This is a genomic window from Mucilaginibacter limnophilus (assembly GCF_004005815.1).
GTDB lineage: Bacteria > Bacteroidota > Bacteroidia > Sphingobacteriales > Sphingobacteriaceae > Mucilaginibacter > Mucilaginibacter limnophilus.
In genome coordinates, this window is record NZ_SACK01000001.1 from 810,104 (window position 1) to 827,879 (window position 17,776).

Below are 17,776 nucleotides of genomic sequence, written 5' to 3' on the forward strand. Positions count from 1 at the left end.
CTAAAACCTGTATGAGATATGTGTTGAAGCTTTTGCTGTCATGTGTATTCCTGTTACACACAGGCAGCACTCTTGCGCAGGTTAATTATGTGGCCGTACAAATAGACAATGCCAGCGGACTATCGAACAGTTGCATTAACAGCGTTTTCCAGGACTCTGACGACCTGATATGGCTGGCCACATGGGATGGGTTGAACCTTTACAACGGCACATCTATGCATGTGTTTAACTATGGTAAAGAAAAATCAAGCAGCTTTTTATCAAGCAACGTAATTTACAATATAAGCGAAGACCTTGAGCGTAATATCTGGGTTGGCACTGTTGAAGGCGTATCAAAGCTTAACAAACAAACCGGTGTTATCAGTAATTACTTTTATGATAGCCGCCGCGTAAACACAAATGGGTTTGTTGTTGCTGTAACCTCTAAGGGGCAGGTCTTCGCTATAAATCGAAATAAAAGCCAGCTTTTCAGGTACGAAAAAAGTACCGATAAGTTTATTACTGTAAAGTTGAATGGTCTTGGTGATAAGCTGATTTATAATGTCCAGTTTGATGGAAAAGATAACCTGTGGCTACAGGATAATGGTGGCATTCTGGAACTGTATCAGCCTCAGAATAACGGTTATGTAAAACGTTGCACCATACAAGCGGGCGTAAATAATCTGTTTTATGTAAATAATACGTTGTTTTTTTCTACCAACAACAATGTGCTGTATAAGGCTGCCTATAATGCTCAGCCTGTTAAGCTTTTGCAGCACTTACCTCATGAAGTACGATCAATGGCTTATTACGAGGGGCATTACATACTGGCATGGTCGTCAAAAGGGATAGGTGAGTATAATATCGACTTTAAACCCGAACTTTTTATTAGCAAAGAGAACCCTATGCTGGCGGGAATCCGCATCACTTCACTTTGCGCCGGTAAGGAAAATATACTTTGGCTGGGTTCTGATGGTAATGGCGCTATACGTGTTACTAAAAAGCTTAACTACTTTAATGCCGTTGGCAAGCAACCAAACAGCGAGCTCTTCCGCATTCCGGTAAGGGCGTTTTGTAAGGTAAACAACCAACTTTGGGTAGGCACCAAAGGCAACGGGATAACCACTATAAAAAATCTTGGCTCGCCCGTAATGTCTTTTTCAAGCATCCGCTCATTCAACACCGGGCAGGATCTGCTTGACAACTGTGTTTATACGATTCAAAAAGATAATAACGGAACCGTTTATATCGGTTCTGATGCGCCGGGAATAACCCTGTATGACGAGTCAACCAAAAAAATTATTAACTGGAACCAGATACAAGGCAGCAACAAATATCCGCCGTTTGGATCGGTACACTGTATCCTGAACGATAAGGATGGTTCGATATGGCTTGGCCTTAACGATAATGGCCTTGTTCACCTTAAATTGAAAAAAGTTGGCAATAAGCAGTATAATATCGAATATTTACGTCAGTACGTTTATAACGATGCACAAACAGGGCCAGCAAGCAATGTAATATATACCCTTGCTCAAGGATCAGGAAATTATATATGGGTGGGATGCCGTTATGGCGGGCTAAGTTTATTTAATAAAAGCACCGGAAAATTTACCACATATAAAGCTTTTACATACAAGGGTAGCCTTTCAAACAATGATGTGCTTTCGCTTTACATTGATGGAAGCAGACGTTTGTGGGTAGGTACCAGTTTCGGGCTTAACTGGATTGACGAAGCCGAGGCAGTGAAAAACAATAAACCGGTGTTTAAATTCCTTAATACCGATAACGGGTTACCTAATAATTCGATACATGCCATAACTGAAGACGACAAAAACAATATTTGGATAAGCACCAATAAGGGGCTGGCTAAGATTGACCCCAATACGTTAAAGATTGTAAGTTTTAAAGAGGCCGACGGATTGCAGAACGATGAGTTTAGCGACAATGCGGTTTGGCGGTCGGTAGAAGGGCAATTGTTTTTTGGCGGTATTTATGGCTTTAATTATTTTGATCCTCAAAATATAAAAATCAATACCCGCCAGCCGCAACTAATGTTGAGTAACCTGCAGCTTGCTAACAAAAAGGATGATGCAGGTTGTTTTAAAGTGCTTAACGCTGTTAGTAATCCAACTTCGGTGCATCACTATAATCTGATGCCTCAGGATAACTTTTTTGAGCAAAAGGTCGAGTTTATCAGCTTTATTACCCCGCAAAAATGCCGCTACAGTTACTTTTTGGAAGGGAACGACAAAGACTGGCACCAGGCACGGCATAACCAGACCATATTTTACAATAATCTTTCGCCGGGCGATTATAAGCTTAAAATTAAATGGTCAAACGGAGAAGGGGGATGGACAGCACCGGTTACAGCCTATACCATTACTGTTAAACAATATTTTTGGCTTACGCCGCTGGCATTTTGCTGCTACGCTATAGTGCTGGCGGGCTCGGGTTATTTATTTTATCGTTATCGGCGTAACAAGTTTTTGCTTAAACAGCAAATACGCGTTGAGCATATGCTGCGCGAAAAGGATGAAAAGCTACACCAGCAGCAACTGAACTTTTTTACCAATATAGCGCATGAACTGCAAACGCCGCTAACGCTTATACTCGGTTCGATGGAGCGATATTTTTACAGAAATAACCATAAGCAGGCAAGTACAGGCAATAGCCGTTTTCTGTCTGTTGTTAACCAGGAGGCGGCACGGCTGCATTATCTGATACAGCAGTTGCTTGAATTTAGAAAAGCTGAATCAGGGCATCTGAAAAACCATTACAGCTACCTGCATGTAACGGATCTGTTGAAAAATATTGCTGCTCTATTTGACGCCGTTTCTGAACAAAAAAATATTGATCTTTCTGTCCATATTGAACCGGAAATACATCTATGGACAGATAAAGACAAGCTTGAAAAAATCATTTACAACTTGTTATCCAATGCTTTTAAACATTCAGGCCAAAATGAGTATGTGATGTTCTCTGTCAACAGGCTTCCGGCAGAAGAGAAGCTTGAAATTATTGTGGCTAATTCGGGTTGTGGTTTGAGTAATGAACAGGTTAATAAAGTATTTGACATGTTCTTTACCGATGATGATACCCAGCAAACAAAGCTCAGTTCAGGCATTGGGCTGGCCTTTACCCGGCAAATGGTATTAATGCTCAATGGAGATATCAGCGTAAACTGCCAGAACAACTGGATATCGTTCAAAGTTACTTTACCCTTGCAGTTTATACCCGAAGGTGTTAATCGGCAGGCACAGCCTGATAAGCCAGAAACACTATCCTATATCTTTAGTTCGCTTACTCAAATGGTTATGCCATTGCAACAACAGGCTACCATGGCTGAAAACAATAAGCTATCGCTTGTAAACAGTTATGATCGGCAAAAGAAACATGTTTTGATTGTTGAAGATGAAACCACGATAAGGTATTTACTGAGGGATATATTAGCTGATAAATACCTAGTTTATGAAGCATCAACCGGCTATGAAGCGCTTGATGTCATCAAACGCACCGGTATCGACCTGATAATAAGCGATATCATGATGCCTGATATGGATGGACTTGAGCTATGCCGCGTTATAAAAGAAACTCCTGAAAGCTGCCATTTGCCGGTAATACTGCTTTCGGCCCGGTCATCAATCGATCAGCAAACTGAAGGTTATGGTCTTGGTGCTGATGCCTATATACCGAAGCCATTTAAAACCGAACATCTGTTGGTAAGGGTGCAAGCATTGCTTGAATATCGTGATAAAATAAAAAAGCTATTTAAAAACGATCATGTTCAATTGCCGGCCGCCACAGTTGAGGCTAATGATCAGGATAAAAAATTTATTAAAACGGTAATCAATTTAATAGAGCAGCATATTGAGGAAGATATCGATGGCTCATTCTTAGAGAATGCTTTAAATGTCAGCAAAATGCAGCTGTACCGTAAGATCAAGACGTTTTCTGAAATGACGCCAACAGAGTTGATACGCCATGTACGATTGAAAAGAGCCGCTCATTTATTAGAAGTGACTAACTTAACCGTTTCAGAGATATTTTATAAGACAGGCTTCAACAACAAAACCTACTTCTTCCGCGAGTTTAAAAAGCTATATCACTGTTCGCCGGTTGAATACAGGCAAAAGTTTCAGCTGCAGGATATCAGGAAAAAAAGTGAATAGCAGCTTATATTACAATCCGTTTTCCGGCATAACTTTCACGAAACTCTCGCGGCGTTAAGCCTTTTTTCGCCTTAAAAGTGCGGTTAAAGTTGGCCATGTTATTAAATCCGCATTGAAAAGCCACTTCGGCAATTGACTGTGTGGTGTTAAGCAGCATGCGTGAAACATGGCCGAGACGAATCTCATTTAAACTATCTACAAAACTAAAGCCTGTACTTTGGCGCATAAACCGGCTAAAAGAGGCTTCGGGCATGCCAGCTACTTTCGCAACTTCGGTTAATGAAATATGTCTGTGAAAGTTTTTATTCATAAAATCGAACACCCGCTCAATGCGCCGGCTGTTATAATGCAGTTGTTCAGTAGTGAAGCTGCTGTCTGATAATAACTTTGAATCTCTTGCTGTTGATAGATCATGCATGATCGACATCAACTCCAAAATGGAGTCAAATCCGCTTTTTTTAGCAAGCGCTATTATGCGCGGAGCGATATGCAAAACGGTTTCATCTGAAAACAAAATACCACGCTTGGCATTTTCAAACATGTTACGGATGTTAACCAACTGATTCCGTTTCATAAAACTCTCGCTAAAAAACTCCCGGTGAAACTGTATAGTTACTTCTTTTATCTGCGTATTACGGCACTCATGCGTAAACCATCCATGATTTAAATTAGGTCCTGTGAAAACCAGTTCCTTAGGGCCGATTTCGCCTATGTGATCGCCTACTATACGCTGCGCGCCTGCACCATCAAGTATCAGATTAAGTTCCATGTCTTCATGATTGTGCAAGGGGAAATCAAAGCACGATTTAGTCCTTGAAAAAATGGTAAAACAATCGTTTTGTGTTAACGGCGTAATTTCTCTTACAATTTCCATCTCAGCTTAATTGTAGTTTATGTGGTTTTAAATGGTTGGTTATTCATGCCGGGCGATACAATCCTGCAATAAATAACCAATACAATTTTACCGCAACTTAAGCTGCCCTTAGTCCACTATTCTTTCATAATAGTACACAAACAATGCAAAGGCATGCATTAATAAAATACCATGTATAAATTGGCTTAAAAAACCGAATTAATACCTCTTTTATTAGACATATAACTGCTGGCTTTGAGTGCGTAAGGCTTATTAAACTTTTGTTAAACAGTCGTTTATAGTTCGCTAATGAGTGGCAGACAAAACTGTTTTGAGCCTTGCGAACATTTTTATTATATGTATGAGGAATATAAACTGAACGAATGTAAATATAAAAAAGTAAGCGGTTGGTTAAATGCGATGATACACAATTATGATAATTGAATTATTTGTTAAAATACTATTAAAATCCCTTTTGATGCCCCGCTACTTTTGGTCAATCAATTATAAATACGAAACTTAATTATTTATCTAAATCCAACAACAACGTATGAAGAAAATTCTATACACATTATTAATGTGGTGTTTTCTGGCGGCGGGTGGCCTTAACGCCTGGGCCCAGGAAACCATTAAAGGAACGGTTACCGATGATACCGGTACCCCTCTTCCGGGTGTGTCCGTATCGGTAAAAGGTACTTCAACCGCTGCGGCTACCGACGCCAATGGTAACTTTACTATAGCCGCTGCTACCGGCCAGGTTTTGAAGTTCACCTTTATAGGTATGACGGATCAGGAAATTACTGTATCGGCGTCGCGTGCTCCGCTTACAGTAAAGCTGTCAAACGCCAACCAAAATCTTGAAGAGGTGGTGGTAGTAGGTTACGGTACCACCCGAAAAAGCGACCTTACCGGTTCAGTTGCTACCTTGAAAGGCAGCCAGCTTAACAAAGTGCCTTCATCATCTGTCGATCAGTTGCTGCAGGGCAAGATTGCAGGTGTGCAGGTAATGGTTCCGTCGGGCCAGCCAGGCGCAGGCGCTACCATCCGCATACGTGGTGCAAGCTCACTCAACGGTTCGCGTAACCCGCTTATCGTAGTTGATGGCTTTCCATGGGGGGACGCAGGCGACCTGAAACAGATCAACCCTGACGATATTGAGTCGATTGAAGTTTTAAAAGACGCGTCTTCAGCGGCTATCTACGGTTCACGTGGTGCTAACGGTGTAATTATGGTGACTACCAAAAAGGCAAAAGCCGGTACGCCGCGTATCAGCCTGAGCACTTTGAATACGCTGTCGTTTTTGGTGGTGAAACCCGACCTGTGGCGCGACCCGGTTGAAGAAGCCATTTTTGCCAACGAAGCTGCCCTGAACGGAGGTACGCCTGTAGACCAGCTACCGTATCTTGGTAAACCACGCGGCGGTGTGTACTATCCGTCAATTGCCGAACTACGCGGCCTTGACCCAAACAAACCGCAATGGCCGTATAATACTGATTGGGTTGATTTGGTTTACCGTAACCCCTTCTCACAAAACTATACTTTGGGTATTGATGGCGGTAATGAGAATACCAAGTATTCAATGTCTGGCAACTATTACAAAGAGCAGGGCCTTGTTATTAAAAACGATTACGACAAGTATACCGGCCGCTTAAATATTGATCAAAAAATAAGCAATACCATAAACACTGGTGCCAATATTATATTGACGCGTACACAAAACAGAGGGCAAGGTTTAGGTGCCGGACGTTCGCGCATATTCCCTGTGTATGATGAGAATGGCAACTACTTCCGCATGGCAGCAAATGATTATGGTAACCCCATTGCTATTGCCAATGAAGTGCTGAACACTTCAAAAACCATCGACGTTTTAGGAACCGTGTTTGCCAACGTTAAGTTTACCGATTGGCTGCAATTCCGTACGCAATTAAGTACCAAATACGGCAATTCGGTAGGCGATAACTATCAGCCGGCCACCATCACTTTTTCGGGTGCCGAGGCTAACGGTTTGGGCTCTATATCAAACTACAACAGCAACGAGTTGCTGAACGAGAACTATTTAACCTTAGATAAAACCTTTGGCGAACATCATCTGAACGCCGTAGGTGGTTTTTCCATACAAAAATTTGAAACTCGCCAAAGCGCGCTTATAGGCCGCAACTTTGTTAATGATAACCTTAACAACGAAAACCTTGAAAGCGCCGCTACGGTACAAATTTCAACGCCACCGCTGCAACGCTCAACGCTGATGTCGTATTTCGGCAGGGTGAATTATACTTTGCAAAACAAGTACCTGTTCACCTTAACCGGCCGTACCGATGGTTCAACCAAGTTTGCCAAAAATAACAAATGGGGTTTCTTCCCGTCAGGTGCAATTGCCTGGAAAGCCAATGAAGAAAGCTTTGTTAAAAACCTGAATATTTTCTCTGAACTGAAGTTCAGGGCAAGTTACGGTTTAACCGGGAACCAGGGTTTGCCGCCATACCGCTCGCTTGAGCGCTACGGTACTGATAAATACTTCACCGGTACAGGTTTTGAAACAGGTTTCGGCCCCGGTTTTTCACTGGGTAACGACGAGCAGGGTTTAACCATATTAGAAGGTTTGGCCAACAACAGCCTGAAATGGGAAACCACCAAACAGCTTGACTTAGGTGTCGATATCGGCATAATGGACCAGCGTTTTACCCTGACATTAGATTATTACGACAAACGCACCAGCGACCTGTTAAGGCTGAAGCTGCTTGCACCATCATCTGCATTTAATCAAATATGGGTCAACGACGGCGAGATAAGCAACAAAGGTTTTGAGATTGGTTTAAATGCCAACATCATCACCCAAACAGATTTGAGCTGGAGCGTGGGCGGTAACTTCACCCTTAACCGTAACAAGGTTATCTCAATGGGCGAAACCGCACGTAACGAGGTGGGCAGCCTGATAGAAATGTTAAGGCAGCGTGTTAATACTTATACCATTGGTTATCCAATTAACTCGTACTACGGCTTTAAGTCTGACGGTATTATACAAACGCTTGACGAAGGTTTGGAGGCCGGTTTAACCGGTGCTGAAGCACAGCCTGGTGAGATAAAATATGTGGATATTTCGGGTCCGGATGGTGTGCCCGATGGTGTGATAAACGACCAGTATGACAGGACTATTATTGGCAACCCTACGCCAAACTTCCTGTACAGCTTTAACACTAACTTAAAGTATAAACAATTCGACCTATCAGCACAGTTTTACGGGGTACAGGGTGTTGATGTCTTAGACCTGCAAAAGCTAACCCCAAGCCGCTGGATACAACGCTGGACACCTGATAACCCAAGCGAACTGTACCCGCGCGCCAACAACACCCGTGGCTACAAAGCTTCAGATTACTTTATTACCGATGGTTCATTCCTGCGCATACAAAATATAACCGTGGGCTACAATGTAAAATCGGGTTTAATAAAAGGTATTAACTCTATCCGTATCTATTTATCGGGCAATAACCTGTACACTTTCAGCAAGTTTAATAAAGGTTTTGACCCTGAAGTGGGCGAAGACGGTATAAACTGGGGTAACTATCCAAGGCCGCGTGCCATATCGTTAGGGCTTAATATTGGATTTTAATTAGCGAGAGGAAAGAAATTATCATGAACTATAAGAAATACATATACGGTTTAACTATTACCGGCCTGTTAACTGGTTGTGCAAAGCTTGAAGAAAAACCTTACGGTATAATAAACGAAACCACGTTTTATAAAACCGAAAAGGATGCCAACGCGGCCATTATTTACGCTTACGCGGGATTATCAGAAGTAGGTTATTACTCACGCGGATATTACATTACCACCGAGTTGCCTACCGAAAACCTTACCCAAAAAAGCGACGCGGGTGTAAACAACTTCGAGCTGGATGAGCTAAGGACAACATCCGCGAATACCGATTTAACTAACCTTTGGAACTACATGTACCGTGGGGTAACCCGTGCCAATGCGGTAATACTTAACGTGCCCAAAATATCTACTATGCCCGAGGCTGCCCGTAACCAGGTAACCGGCGAAGGGTACTTTTTACGTGCCCTGCACTACTTTAACCTGGTAAGGTTATGGGGTAATGTGCCATTACGTACCACTATTATTAATGATATCGACCAGATACCTATTGCGCGTTCGCCAATGAAGGATGTTTACGACCTTATCATCAGCGACCTAACACAGGCTTCAAATCTTATGGGCTTGCAGAAGATAGAAGGCCGAGCAAATAAAGTAGCTGCACAAGGTTTGCTGGCAAAGGTTTATTTAACTCTTGCATCAGGCAAAACCTCAGGTTCGCCGGGTTATGACTTTGTGACTAACGCTGATGAGATGTATGATTTGGCTAAGCAATACTCAGGCGAAGTGGTGAATAATCAATCTGTTTACGGCTTTACTAATAACCTGAAGGATATCTGGAATATTACCCTTTACAAAAGCGGCGGTGTTACCGAACATATTTTTGATGCCGCTGCCGATAAAGCCGGTACCCGCGAGGGCAACTACTCGAAACTGCAAAATATGTTTTTACCTGCATTAGGCTTTAACATGATACTGGACGACGGCCGCAATATTGGCCAGGGTTGGAACCACTTTCAAACCGAAACTGCCATTTACAACAGCTACGCCGCTAACGATAAGCGTAAAACAGAGTTGATCGTTTCATCAGTAAAAGATGAAACCGGTAAGGTAACCAACCTGAACATCGGCGATTTTTCAAGGCCGTTCAGCAGGAAATATACACCGGAGATGGTGACCGAGCGTGTGGGGGATGCCAGCAGCTGTAACTCTCCAATTATACGCTTTTCAGACATATTGCTTGTTTACGCCGAAGCATGCGGCCCTACAACCGAAGGCTATGCCGCTATAAACAAGATACGTAACCGCGCCGATATTGGCAACCTGCAACCGGGACTTGGCGTACAGGCTTTCCGCGACGCGGTTGTGCGTGAACGCTCGTGGGAACTGGCGTTTGAAGGCCAGCGCTTGTTTGATCTTCGCCGTACTAACGGCATGGAAGCTATGGCACAGCAGTATGGCAAAACCATTACCAGCGGCGCGTATTTCTTCCCTATCCCGCAACGTGAAATAGATAACAATCCTTTAATAAACCAATAAAAGATTTCGAGATGAAAACCAGATATACTAAATGTTTCACCCTGCTGATAATTGCCGCCGTCGGCTTTACAGCTTGTAAAAAAGATCCGTTTGACGGCGTACAAACCAATGAGCGGTCGATAGAGGCATATACCTTGCCCGAAGGGCAGATTGGACCAGCAGTGGTTGACCAGGAAAATAGTTCGGTAACTATAAAAGTGCTTGAAGGAACCGATTTAACGAAAGTAAAAGCCATTGTTCAGGCATCGTACAAAGCAACGGTTAGCCCATCGCCCGACCAGGAAGTAAACTTCGCTGCAAGCAACAATAAAGTGGTTTATACCATTACTTCAGAAAAAGGCGAAACCCGCAACTGGACGGTTGAACTGGTGCCTTTTCAGGAAACTATTATCGGCACCTATAACGTAACCGATTTGGTAGTGTACGGTGGTACCGGCCCTGAATGGGGTGGCGGTGGCGTTATAAAAATGGCCGATAAGCCCTGGGTTTGGCCTGCTGATGACGGTCCGCAAGCTGAGTTGGATAACACGCTAACTATGGAATTTACCGGCGCTACTGCTGAAGGTAATACCTACGGCAAGTTTGTAAACAGTGCTGGTGCCGATGGGAAGTATGCCGACTTCAGGTTTGTAGGTAACCCGCAAACCGATGTAAACAAGTTTTACCGCGTTATGCCAAAAGGTGAAGGTACCTGGACGCGCAACTATGCCGAAGGTACTGTAACTTTCACTTTCGCGGATGGTTCAACAAAGGTAGGTTACTTCCGCGAAGGTCCATATACTTATAAAGATGATTACAGCGGTTCGGGTAACATGAAAGATGTTTACACTAAAACCGTTGCTGCCGGTAATGCATCGTTCGAGTTCAATCTTGTAGGCGCTCCTGGTACCGCCGACGACTGGGGAAGCATTTATAACGATATCGACAAATTTGTGAAAAGGCCAAGAAGGTTCTGGGTCGATGTAAAAAGAACAAACTAAAAATACAGCCGGGTGCCTGCAAAGGTGTCCCGGCTTTTACTATTATAACCACAATATTTATGACGAAATTACTGCCCATTTACCTGATTGCCTTAACCATATTTTTAGCCGCTTGCGGTAAAAGTGACAGCAACAAACCAGCCGACAAGGATGACGACGACAAGCCGGATGTTGAAGTGCCGAACACGCCGTTTAAAACACTTAACTACCTGTACAGCGTATCGGGTAAAAATACCGTTGCGGGTATGCACAACCGCGAACCGGCCAGCTCACCAAAACGCTGGACGGATGAGCTGAAAGCTACCACGGGCAAATTTCCGGGTTTATGGAGCAATGATTTCTTTTTCCGCGGGGCAGACATTAACAACAGGCCGGCCGTAATTACTGAAGCCATTGCACAGTGGGAGCAGGGCGCAATAGTGAACCTGATGTGGCACGCATGTAACCCCGCTTTTGCACAACCGTGCGAGTGGGACGGCGGCAGCGGCGTACTTAGCAAACTTAGCGACGACGAATGGACCGAACTAATAACCGACGGGACCGCGCTTAATAATAAGTGGAAAGAACGAATGGATGAGGTATCGATACATCTGAAAACATTAAAAGACAATGGTGTGGAAGTGCTCTGGCGTCCATTTCATGAAATGAACCAGGGCGCGTTTTGGTGGGGCGGAAGGCCGGGTCCCAGCGGTACCAGGAAACTTTACCAGCTAACGCACGATTACATGACCGACGTTAAAGGCTTAACCAACCTGATATGGGTATGGGATATGCAGGATTTTGCTACGCTGCAGTCTGACCTTACAGCTTACTATCCCGGTGATGAATACTTCGATATCGCCGCTCTTGACTGCTACGATGGCAGCGGTTACACCACCGCAAAATACACCGCCATGGTTAACATCGCCAAAGGCAAACCTATTGGTATTGGCGAATGCGATAAATTCCCGACTACAGCTCAACTGGCCGCCCAACCCAAATGGACATTCTTTATGGGCTGGAGTGAACTTGTGTACAACAAAAATACCGGAGGCGAAATAAATGCGCTGTTCAATTCGTCGCGCGTGTTAACGCTTGATGAACTACCGGGTTGGGAGTAATCCCACCAGCAAAAAACTATGAGAAGAACCTAATTATTCAACAGCAAATAACAACCAACCCATAATGAATTACTGATGGATTAATTAACCATATCTATAAACCAAACAATCTAAAAAACCATGAAACAACCAATTCTGAAGTTCATGATGGCAGCTGCCATTGTGGGAGTAGCCGCGCTTTGCTTCCAATCTTGCAAAAAAGATGTAAAAGAAAAAGCCGACGGTAAAGCCGAGAAAACAACCACCGCCCGTGGCGCACTTGGCCAAAACAATTTTAATTTATGGGTAACGTGCGGTGCCGCACCGTACAACATTTCGGGTAGCAACGGCATTTGCGTACCTGTAGGTAATTGCAGTACGGCTATTAACGCCGCGCAGCAAAACGGCGGGCAGTATGCCAGCGGCATGCAGTTTTATGGCTGCTTTAAAGGCGGCAGCAACGCCAACAGCGGCGCCAGCGAACAGGCAGTGTTCGTATGCGACAACGTACAACAATGGAACGGCAATGAGATGGGCTTTGTTAAAACGCTTGAAAACAACGATCTGAAAGCTTATTTGCAAGGCGGCGGGCAATATATCACTTATCTTATATCAGATAATGATAACGGCTATCATACCTACAAATGTCAGGCGCGTTCAAACAACACGCACATGGTTGATTTTTACGTGGATGGCACATACAAATGTACCCTTACCAACAACAGTGGCAGCTACTACAACAAGTGGTATTACTTTGTAGGCACCAACCACTGGTATGGCGGAACAAACCCAACCGGTCAGCAAATTGAAATGTACAATATGGTTACTTATTAAGCCTCAACCAATATCTCTTAAAAGGCTGTGCTGTTTTGGCGCAGCCTTTTTATTTTGTTACGAAAGTTAGTTTAACCCCTGCCTCAACCATATAAGCTTTAAGCGTAATACCGTTAAGCTGCGTTTCAGGTCGTTGCCCGTTGTTAAGGTAAAGCTTATCAATACCTTTACCGGTTTCATAGTAATGATAACCTCCGTTCACATAAAACTGAAATTGATTATTAAGCTGATAACCTATTTGTAAAGCAGGCATAATGCCGAAACCTTTGGCTGTATGCCTGTAGCTCACCGGATGTTCAAAATCGTCTATCATGTTCCAGTTGCCGTTGGCGCTGTAGCTTATTTGATGATATATTATTGATGGTATGGCCGAAAGTTTCATGCTGATATTTATTACAGCCTCTGCCATAGCCAGTGGCCCGTGCCACCTGGTATTATAGGTGCTGTTTAACCGCGCATCGTATTTGCCATTATTGTCACGTAAAAAAAGATGTTCCCTGTTTATGCCATAACCCGCGTATAAGTTAAACTGCCAGTTTTCTTTCTTTATAAACTGATAACCTGCCGCTGCACTAACATCAGTTACACTTCCTTTATCAGCATCAAACAAACCCTCAAACGATACATACTGACGATTGTCCAATTGATAGTCATAATCACTTACCCTTCCTGCGACGATATATGCCTTAAGCAGGGCGACCTTTAACTTAAAGCGTTTGGTTAACTGATAAGTGGCGTTTGCATTAAAGCCGATGCTTTTGACTTTGGTCCATTTGAGTTCTGAGTATATATTTGGGTCAGTTCCTTCAAGCGTCCCTGCAATGGACCAGGTAAGGTTATCATTACCGTGGTTGGGGCCGATTGCTATTGAAAGCGCTCCTTTATCCTGGGCTAGGGCTATTAAACAGTTTACAGCTAACGCTACAGTTAGTATTGATCCTCTCATAAAGCAAAAGCAATTGGTTTATAACTGCAATTTTTAAAATAAAAATTGGGTTTAAAAGCCAAGCCATGATAGTACCACATTTGGTTAAAATGGTACTAAACGATAGTCTTTTCACAAAGTAATCTGATTGTATCATAATTGGTTAAAATATCATTAACCCAATGCCTGTACGCCGGATAATTTTGAAACCATACAAATGGGCAAAATCAAGCCCCGGTACCTTTTACTAATGAAGAAGAAATTTTACTATTTACTAACGGCCATATGGCTTGTAAGCATCCAGGCGTGCAGTGCACAGCAATCAATAACCAAATTCAAAACCCTTAATTACCTGTACAGCATATCAGGCAAAAAAGTAATTTCCGGTATCCATAACCGTGAACCCAACGCCGATCCGGGCCATTGGACGGAACGGATTAAACAAACCACAGGCACTTACCCCGGCTTATGGAGCGGCGACTTTTTGTTTCAGAAAGACAATATAGATAACCGTGGCATTATGATAAATGAAGCCATTAAACGTTGGAAACAGGGCTTCTTGATCAATATTATGTGGCATGCTTGTAACCCTGCCAATACACAGCCCTGCGGCTGGGACGATGGTAGAGGCGTGCTAAGCAACCTTAGCGATGTGCAATGGAAAGAATTGGTAACCGATGGCACAGCGCTGAACAAACGCTGGAAACAAATGATGGATGAGGTAGCCGCTCATCTGCAAAAACTTGAAGATAATGGCGTTGAAGTATTGTTTCGTCCTTTGCATGAAATGAACCAGGGCAAATTTTGGTGGGGCGGAAGGCCGGGAGCCGAGGGTACAGCAAAATTGTTCCGCATAACACACGATTACCTGGTGAAAACTAAAGGCCTGGGCAATCTGATCTGGGTGTGGGATATACAGGATTTTCCGACGCTGGAAGATGATGTAAAAGGATATAACCCGGGTGATGAATATTGGGATATTGCCGCGCTTGATGTATACGATCGCAGCGGCTTCACTGCCGAGAAATACCTGATAATGCAAAGCATACCGGGTGGCAAACCAATAGCCATAGGCGAGTGCGATAAATTGCCATCGGCACAGCAGCTTGAAGCGCAGTCGAAATACACCTTCTTTATGGGATGGAGCGAACTGGTTTTCAGCAACAACACAACCGATGAGATCAAGGGTTTATACAAAGCGCCGAATGTTTTAACGCTTGGCGAGATGCCGGGTTGGTTGAAATAAATTGTATTATTTGAATGTATTCAGCATTAAAAAAAGAGTTTGAGCAGGAGCTTAAAAACATCCTGAAGTTTTGGTCGACCGTTGCAATTGATGAGGAAAAGGGCGGCTTTTACGGTAGTATTGATAACGATAATCAGCCTGATGAAAATGCCGTAAAAGGGTTGGTGCTTAACGCCCGCATATTATGGAGTTTTGCAGCCGGGTACAACCTTACAGGCGATAACGCTTATCTTAAAAACGCAGAAAGGGCTTACCATTATATTGCTGATAATTTTATCGACAAAGAATTTGACGGTGCATATTGGTCGGTGACTTCAAATGGTAAGCCTGCCGATACTAAGAAACAGATTTACGCGCTTTCATTCGCCATATATGCTTTTAGCGAATATTACATGGCTACAAAAGAAAGCGACGCTCTCGAACTCGCCAAAAGCCTTTTCCGCGATATTGAAAAGCACAGTTTTGATGACCAAAAAGGCGGTTACCTGGAAGCGCTCACACGCGATTGGCAGCCCATTGATGACCTTCGTTTGAGTGACAAGGATGCGAACGAGAAAAAAACCATGAATACCCATCTGCATATTCTGGAAGCTTATACTAACCTGTTTCGCATTTGGCCTGATGAATTTCTAAAGAGACAAATCACCGCACTAATTGATAATTTCACTCAGCATATTGTTAACGCAAATACCAACCACCTCGACCTGTTTTTTGACGAGGACTGGCAGGTACGCTCGAACATAATTTCCTACGGGCATGATATTGAAGCATCATGGTTGCTGCTTGAGGCTGCTGAGGTGATACATGATGAAGGATTGATTTCACAGATAAAAAAGCTATCGGTAAAAATGGCTGAAGCATCTGTTAAAGGAATAGAACCTAACGGTGCCATGAACTATGAGTATGAAGTTGACAAAAATCACCTGATAGCCGAAAAACACTGGTGGGTACAGGCCGAAGCGCTTGTTGGTTTATTGAACGCTTACGAACTAAGCGGGCAACAGCATTTTTATGATGCCTTCGTAAACGTATGGCAATACATTAAACAACACATCATCGACCATAAAAAAGGGGAGTGGTATTGGGGAAGGAATGCCGATGGTACTTTAATTAACGAGCATAAAGCCGGTTTTTGGAAATGCCCTTATCATAATAGCCGTGCGTGTATAGAGGTTATAAACCGTTTGGACAGGATATCATGAAGAAGCACCTATTATTATTGATCTTTGTTTCAAGTTTAACTCCATGTCTGGCGCAAACGGCGGAAATGTGGTTAACTACCAATGATAGATCTTCATTATTAAAAAAGCAAAGCGCATCAAAGTTTGGCAGTAGCGATACAACAGGAAAAGTGCTGATTAAAGTATTTCCGGATGTCAAATTTCAGGAGATAGATGGTTTTGGCTTGGCGCTTACAGGAGGCAGCGCACAGCATATCAACCGGATGTCGGCAGCGGAGAGGAAAAAGCTGTTGAATGAATTATTCGGAAGTGCAGCAAACGGTGTGAGCATAAGTTACCTGCGTTTAAGTATCGGTGCGTCCGACTTGAACGATCATACTTTCTCATACGATGATATACCTGCAGGACAAACAGATACCGAACTAAAACGCTTCACTTTACAGGAAGACGAAAAGGATATAATACCTGTGCTAAAGGAAATACTCGCTATTAATCCCACTATTAAAATAATGGGTTCGCCATGGTCGGCACCGGTTTGGATGAAAACTAACAGCAACATACAGGGTGGCATGCTGAAGAAAGCGTACTACCCGGTTTATGCACAATATTTCGTCAGGTATATACAAGGTATGCAAAAGCATGGTATTGTCATTGATGCCGTTACTGTACAAAACGAACCTTTTAACGATGGCAATACGCCAAGCATGCAGTTCTTTGCTAAAGATGAAGCCGCTTTTATCCGCGATCATCTGGGGCCGGCATTTAAAAAAGTAGGCATCAAAACAAAGATTATCTTGTATGATCATAATTGCGACGCCCCCGAGTACCCGATATCTATTTTAAATGACAACGAAGCGGCGAAATATATTGATGGTTCAGGCTTTCATTTATATGCCGGTCAGATTACAGCCATGAGCAAAGTGTATAACGCTTTTCCTGACAAGAAGCTGTATTTTACCGAGATGATGGCGGTAAGCCGTGATGGAAATTTCAACACGGCAAACCCTGTAGCACGCATAGTTATTGGTGCTATGCGGAACTGGAGCCGGAATGTAATATTATGGAACCTTGCCGCCGACAAGTTTAACAAACCACATACTGATAACGGCGGCTGTACAATGTGTCAGGGTGCTGTTACTATTGACGGTGATAAAGTTGAGCATAATCTCGCTTATTATACCATTGCACATGCATCGAAATTCGTTCCAACTGGATCTGTTCGGGTTGAAAGTACTGATTTCACTCTGCCTAATGTCGCCTTTTTAACGCCTGGCGGAAAAATAGTTTTAATAGTGGCTAACAACAATCAGGATGTAACAAACTTCACGGTTTATTGCAAAGGCAAAACAATATCATCAACTTTACCCGCCGGCTCAACGGCAACCTATGTCTGGTAAAAA

The 17,776-nt window shown here is 43.3% G+C and carries 11 protein-coding genes; 9 read left to right on the forward strand and 2 right to left on the reverse strand.

The annotated features are described in order from the left end of the window. Positions 1-11: 11 nt before the first annotated feature. The gene (locus EOD41_RS03390) at positions 12-4,148 is read left to right on the forward strand and encodes a hybrid sensor histidine kinase/response regulator transcription factor (RefSeq protein WP_127703357.1); all 4,137 of its coding nucleotides are present in this window, start codon (positions 12-14) and stop codon (positions 4,146-4,148) included. Between the two features lie 4 nt (positions 4,149-4,152). On the opposite strand, the gene EOD41_RS03395 is transcribed toward EOD41_RS03390, so the two are convergent. Further along, positions 4,153-5,022, reverse strand: coding sequence for a helix-turn-helix domain-containing protein (locus tag EOD41_RS03395; protein ID WP_127703358.1), 870 nt, complete (start codon positions 5,020-5,022; stop codon positions 4,153-4,155). Between the two features lie 529 nt (positions 5,023-5,551). Here EOD41_RS03395 and EOD41_RS03400 point away from each other — a divergent pair. The 5 genes from EOD41_RS03400 (at position 5,552) to EOD41_RS03420 (ending at position 13,024) form a co-directional block, all read left to right on the forward strand. Further along, on the forward strand, positions 5,552-8,608 hold the full coding sequence (locus tag EOD41_RS03400) for a SusC/RagA family TonB-linked outer membrane protein (RefSeq protein ID WP_127703359.1): 3,057 nt from the start codon (positions 5,552-5,554) through the stop codon (positions 8,606-8,608). A gap of 23 nt (positions 8,609-8,631) precedes the next feature. After that, positions 8,632-10,131: a RagB/SusD family nutrient uptake outer membrane protein gene (locus EOD41_RS03405; RefSeq protein ID WP_127703360.1), complete on the forward strand. Its 1,500-nt coding sequence runs from the start codon at positions 8,632-8,634 to the stop codon at positions 10,129-10,131. Between the two features lie 11 nt (positions 10,132-10,142). Next, positions 10,143-11,111, forward strand: coding sequence for a DUF5018 domain-containing protein (locus EOD41_RS03410; protein ID WP_127703361.1), 969 nt, complete (start codon positions 10,143-10,145; stop codon positions 11,109-11,111). A 59-nt stretch (positions 11,112-11,170) separates the two neighbouring features. After that, positions 11,171-12,211 (forward strand): glycoside hydrolase family 26 protein, encoded by a 1,041-nt coding sequence (locus EOD41_RS03415; protein WP_127703362.1) that lies wholly within the window; start codon positions 11,171-11,173, stop codon positions 12,209-12,211. Between the two features lie 120 nt (positions 12,212-12,331). Beyond that, entirely contained in the window at positions 12,332-13,024 is a 693-nt protein-coding gene (locus tag EOD41_RS03420; protein ID WP_127703363.1) for a hypothetical protein, read from the forward strand. Between the two features lie 49 nt (positions 13,025-13,073). Here the strand turns inward: EOD41_RS03420 and EOD41_RS03425 are convergent, their stop codons facing one another. Next, positions 13,074-13,970 (reverse strand): hypothetical protein, encoded by an 897-nt coding sequence (locus EOD41_RS03425; protein ID WP_127703364.1) that lies wholly within the window; start codon positions 13,968-13,970, stop codon positions 13,074-13,076. A 229-nt stretch (positions 13,971-14,199) separates the two neighbouring features. On the opposite strand from EOD41_RS03425, the gene EOD41_RS03430 reads away from it, so the two are divergent. The 3 genes from EOD41_RS03430 to EOD41_RS03440 are packed head-to-tail and all read left to right on the forward strand — an operon-like array spanning position 14,200 to position 17,773. After that, complete coding sequence (locus EOD41_RS03430; protein WP_205780483.1) at positions 14,200-15,195, forward strand: glycoside hydrolase family 26 protein; 996 nt, start codon at positions 14,200-14,202, stop codon at positions 15,193-15,195. Positions 15,196-15,209: 14 nt separating this feature from the next. Further along, entirely contained in the window at positions 15,210-16,397 is a 1,188-nt protein-coding gene (locus tag EOD41_RS03435) for an AGE family epimerase/isomerase (protein ID WP_127703366.1), read from the forward strand. Further along, positions 16,394-17,773, forward strand: a complete 1,380-nt coding sequence (locus EOD41_RS03440; protein ID WP_127703367.1) for a glycoside hydrolase family 30 protein — start codon at positions 16,394-16,396, stop codon at positions 17,771-17,773. The genes EOD41_RS03435 and EOD41_RS03440 overlap by 4 nt, the downstream gene beginning before the upstream one ends. The last annotated feature ends 3 nt before the right edge of the window (positions 17,774-17,776 follow it).